This is a genomic window from Nitrosophilus sp., from assembly GCF_982775275.1.
Genome location: NZ_CEXZHP010000115.1, coordinates 1 through 4,962, shown reverse-complemented (window position 1 = coordinate 4,962; position 4,962 = coordinate 1). Strand labels below are relative to the sequence as shown.

5 protein-coding genes are annotated in these 4,962 nt (G+C 35.2%); all 5 read right to left on the bottom strand.

The features are described 5' to 3' along the window. Window positions 1–135 precede the first annotated feature (135 nt). Window positions 136–714 carry a septum formation inhibitor Maf gene (gene maf, locus AC30RD_RS06310; RefSeq protein ID WP_489493522.1) on the bottom strand — a complete coding sequence of 193 codons (579 nt, stop codon included), beginning with the start codon at window positions 712–714 and terminating at the stop codon, window positions 136–138. Continuing rightward, on the bottom strand, window positions 707–1,132 hold the full coding sequence (gene speD, locus AC30RD_RS06305; protein ID WP_489493521.1) for an adenosylmethionine decarboxylase: 426 nt from the start codon (window positions 1,130–1,132) through the stop codon (window positions 707–709). Before speD ends, maf begins: the two co-directional genes overlap by 8 nt. Window positions 1,133–1,183: 51 nt before the next feature. Continuing rightward, on the bottom strand, window positions 1,184–1,657 hold the full coding sequence (locus AC30RD_RS06300; RefSeq protein WP_489493519.1) for a hypothetical protein: 474 nt from the start codon (window positions 1,655–1,657) through the stop codon (window positions 1,184–1,186). Continuing rightward, entirely contained in the window at window positions 1,650–4,211 is a 2,562-nt protein-coding gene (gene alaS / locus AC30RD_RS06295; RefSeq protein WP_489493518.1) for an alanine--tRNA ligase, read from the bottom strand. Before alaS ends, AC30RD_RS06300 begins: the two co-directional genes overlap by 8 nt. A gap of 57 nt (window positions 4,212–4,268) precedes the next feature. Then, window positions 4,269–4,962, bottom strand: a 694-nt coding sequence (locus tag AC30RD_RS06290; protein WP_489493516.1) for a penicillin-binding transpeptidase domain-containing protein, incomplete at its 5' end; no start/stop codon positions are given.

Sequence of the window (4,962 nt, the reverse complement as noted above, 5' to 3'; positions counted from 1 at the left end):
GACATTGGACATTGGTTATTGGTATATTGGTTAAAATGATTAAGATAATAAAATCAGGAGAGTTAGGTTTAGGTTTTTTTTCATAATAAAATTTTTTTATCTTTTTGGACTAAATATATCTCTCCTCTTTTACCTTCAAACAGCTTTTTTAAAACTCTCATCCAACTTTAAAAAAGGAATCAATTTTTCTATAGTAAGTCCTCTTGCGCAACTTTCAAAGCCTTTATAGCTTTTTATATATTTTTTGCAAAAACCTTCAACCATACAAGCTCCAGCTTTTCCTCTCCATTGGCCGCTTTTTAAATATCTTTTCAATTCATCTTCGTCAAACTTTTCAAAATCATATATCGTAGCGCTCAAATCCAAAAATTCCATAGTTTTTGATTTATATATTGTGCAAGTTAAAATAAAAACAGAATTTGCGCTTTGCATTTTTAGAAGTTTCTTAGCCTCTTTTTCATCTTTTGCTTTTCTAACTATTTTTCCATTTACGCTAACAACGGTATCTGCAACTATTATAGGAATATTTAGAGAATATTTTTTTATCGCCTCTTGAAGTTTTCCTTTTGTAGCGTTATAAACAAAACTTCTTGGATCTTTATATTTTTCTATCAAACTATCTTCGTCAAAATCTACAGGAGATTGTAAAAACTCAATACCAGCCTCTTTTAATATTTTTGCTCTAGTTTCACTACCGCTTGCCAATCTAACCATCGGCCCTTATACTCCTATCACAGCTGCTCTCTATACAGCTTCCACCCGGTTTGTGGCGAAGATCGGGAATATTTAATACACCTCTTAAGACCGTCTCAACGGTAGCGTTTTGTGTTTTGAAAACCTCTTTTAGATACTCGTGCGCTTTCATAGGATCTACGTGATCTCCGCAAGTAAAAACATCAACCGCGGCAAATCCATATTCTGGCCAGGTATGAATAGTTAGATGAGATTCGCTTATTACCACTACTCCGCTAACTCCATAGGGTTCAAATCTGTGAAAAGAGCTACCTATAACCGTCGCTCCCGCAATTTCGGCAGCTTTTATCAATGCCTCTTCAACTTTTTTAACATCATTGATTGCATTTTCATCACATCTGTAATATTCGGCCAAAAGATGTTTACCAAGTGATTTCATATCTTTCCTTTACTTGCTCTTATATTATTCAAGGCTTTGTCTTGAGATGAATTAAAAACCTCTCAGCACTAGTCCAAAAAATAGCTCCATTACACCTAAAAATATATTTACAGGTAGCATATATTTAGCAATAGGCGATAAAATCTTTTTCGCATTTTCAAAGTCAGAAGCAAGATACAAACTTTGCGCTTTAAATCTTAAATATACCATAGCACCGTAATTTAAACTCATAATAAGCCATACGGCCTCTTTGATATGAACCACCATGCTCAAATCTGTGTGTCCGCTAAATCCAAAGGCGCTTGCCATCATAAGACCCGTTGCGATAATTATAATAATAAATGGAAAAACAAGAGCAAAAAGTCTGCCCGTTATCTCCAAAGTTCTTGCCAATCTAACCTGCACATCGCCTATATTTTGAAGAGCTGGATGAACGGCAAATCTAATGGCAACCATTCCTCCAACCCAAACAATAGCTCCCAATACATGAAAAAATATAATATATAAAAGATTATCCTCAATCACTTTTTAGCTCCGCTTTTACAAATTTTAAAGCTTCCTTTTTTGCATCCTCTATCTTACTGGGATCTTTTCCGCCAGCTTGGGCAAAATCGGCTCTACCGCCGCCTCCTCCACCGACTATAGGGGCTATCTTTTTAACCCACTCTCCAGCTTTTATATCAACTCCTTTTATACCAGCGGCGATTAAGACTTTATCTTCTTTTTTTTGAAAAAGCATCACTGCAATTTTTTCGTTTGCGTTTTTTAAATCGTCTATTATCTTTTTAATATCCCCGGCCTCTACCTCGTCAATAACTATTTTAACATCGCCTATTTGATGACTTTTTAACTCTTTTTGACTAACTTTTGAGATATTTTTTATCTCATCTTTAAGTTTTTTAATCTCATCTTTTAATTTTTTTATTCCCAAAATAATATCTTTATTTTTCACTTCACTTCTTGCGTTTTCGATATTTTCCCGCCACTCTTTTGCCAAATTGTAAGCGCTTCTTCCGCAAACCGCTTCTATCCTTCTAACGCCGCTACTTACCCCGCTCTCTTTTGTTATAAAAAAGTTTCCGATTTCCGCACTATTTTCAACATGCGTTCCACCACATAGTTCTATGCTTACCTCATCAAACTTAACTACCCTTACGATATCTTGATATTTTTCCCCAAAAAGAGCCATAGCCCCAAGCTCTTTTGCCTTTTTGATACTCATCTGCTCAATATGGGCTTTTACTCCTTGAGCGATAACTTCATTTACAAAATTTTCAACATCACTTAGTTCATCTTTTGTTAAAGGTTTTGGATGAGAAAAATCAAATCTTAATCTATTTGCCTCAACAAGACTTCCTTGCTGCGTAACGTGAGAACCTAAAATTTTTCTAAGTGCCGAATGTAAAATATGGGTAGCAGAATGGTGTTTTGCTATCTCAAATCTTGATTTATCCACTATGGCTTCTACGCTTTCGTCAACTTTTATCTCTTTTAGGGCTTTTATAAAACTAAGATTTAAATCAAAAAATTTTTTTGTATCTAAAACATCGGCTAGTTTTTCCCCTTCATAAAGCCTTATTATCCCTTTATCTCCTACCTGTCCACCGCTCTCAGCGTAAAATGGAGTCTCTTCTAGTAAAATCCATCCTTTATCCAAAGGCTGTAGAGTATCAACCTTTTTAAAATTTTCATCTAAAATAGCCAAAATTATGGTTTTAGAATTTAGTCTTTCATATCCCACAAACTCGTTTTTTAGTCCTATCAGCTCTTTAAAATCTCCCTTTAAAGCCAAATCTCCGCTACCTTTCCATGCGGCTTTTGCACGTTCTTTCTGAGCTTTCATAAGTTTGTCAAAACCCTCTTTGTCAAGTTTTATACCCTTTTCTCTTAACATATCTTCGGTCAAATCAAGAGGAAAGCCGTAAGTATCGTATAGCTTAAACGCAATTTCGCCGCTAAAAACATCTTTTGTTTTAGAAAGCTCCTCTTCAAACAGTCTCATCCCCGCTTCAATCGTTTGATAAAACCTCTCTTCTTCAAGTTTAATCTGCTCTTTTATTGAAATTAGTTTTTCATTTAGATAAGAATAATGAGAACCCATAATTTTTACTACCACATCTGCCAACTTATACATAAAAGGCTCTTTTAAACCAAGCAAAAATCCATGTCTTACGCCTCTTCTTAAAATTCTTCTTAATACATAACCCCTTCCTTCGTTGCTAAACATAACTCCTTGGGATAGCAAAAAGGTAACGGCTCTAATATGGTCTGCTATCACTCTAAAACTTGCTCCCTCTTTATAAATATACTCTTTTTTTGCAAGTTCACTAATGGCTTTTATTATAGGCATAAATAAAGAGCTGTCATAATTGCTAAAAACTCCCTCTTTGATAGCAGTAATTCTCTCAAGCCCCATACCCGTATCGATGCTTGGTTTTGGAAGAGGCAAAAGCTCTCCCGCCTCATTTCTTTCATATTGCATAAAAACCAGGTTCCATATCTCTAAAAACCTATCCCCGTCTCCTCCAAGATAATCCTCTTTACCCTTAAAATGTTCACTTCCTTGATCATAAAATATTTCACTACAAGGTCCGCAAGGTCCCGTATCTCCCATCTGCCAAAAATTGTCCTTATCCCCAAAACGTTTAATTCTATCTTTGCTTATATGTTTTTGCCAGATTTTATAAGCTTCATCATCGCTTTCATGAACGGTTACCCAAAGTTTATCTTTTGGAAGCTCCAAAATTTTGGTAACAAACTCCCAGGCAAACTGAATAGCCTCTTCTTTAAAATAGTCTCCGAAACTAAAATTTCCGAGCATTTCAAAAAAAGTGTGATGTCTTGCGGTATATCCCACATTTTCCAAATCGTTATGTTTTCCACCGGCTCTTATACAGGTTTGACAACTTGCGGCTCTTTTAACTTCTGATGGTATCTCTCCGGTAAAAACCTTTTTAAAAGGCACCATACCGGCATTTGTAAAAAGCAAAGTCGGATCTTCTGGAACAAGGGGAGCACTTGGATAGATTTTATGCCCATTTTTTTCAAAATATTTTAAAAACTCTTCTCTTATATCCATAAATTCCTCTTACTAATTTTTTGGTAATTTTAACATAATTTAAAACATTCAAGCTAACTACTCTTCTATGGGTATCAAATATCCTTGATCTATTAAAAGTTCTACTATCTTTTTAAATACCACAACGGCGGTTTGTGCCGCAAAATATACCTTTTTAGGCTTTATTACCGTAACTCCGATGGTATATCTATTTTTTTTGTCATTTGCGAAACCAAAAAAGGAGCTATTATAGTTTCTTACATATTTTCCCTTCTTTGCAATATGAGCCGTCCCTGTTTTTCCTCCTACGATAATTCCATCTACTTTAGCCCCAACCCCCGTTCCTTTTTGAACAACCTTAATCAATATTTTTTGCATTCTAGCAGCCGTCGCTACGGAAATAATTTTTTTAGGAGAAAAAATAGGAAGCGAAAACTGTTTGCCGTTTTGTAGCGACAGATATGAAGCAATACGTGGAGTTACGCTTTTTCCATTGTTGTTAAAAATATTATAGGCACAAAGAAGCTGCATAAAAGTCGCTCTCATCCCATATCCATATCCAACAGTTGCTTTATAAATCTCGCTTTTAAATTTCGCTAAAGGAGGAATATATCCCCTATGTTCATAAGGAAGATCAATACCGCTTTTTTTTGAAAAACCAAATTTTTTAAGTCCTTGATAAAATTGTATATGAGAGAGTTTTTGAGCAAGTTGCGCTATACCGATGTTACTTGAATAGACTATCACGTTTTCCGCACTCATCCACTCCTCT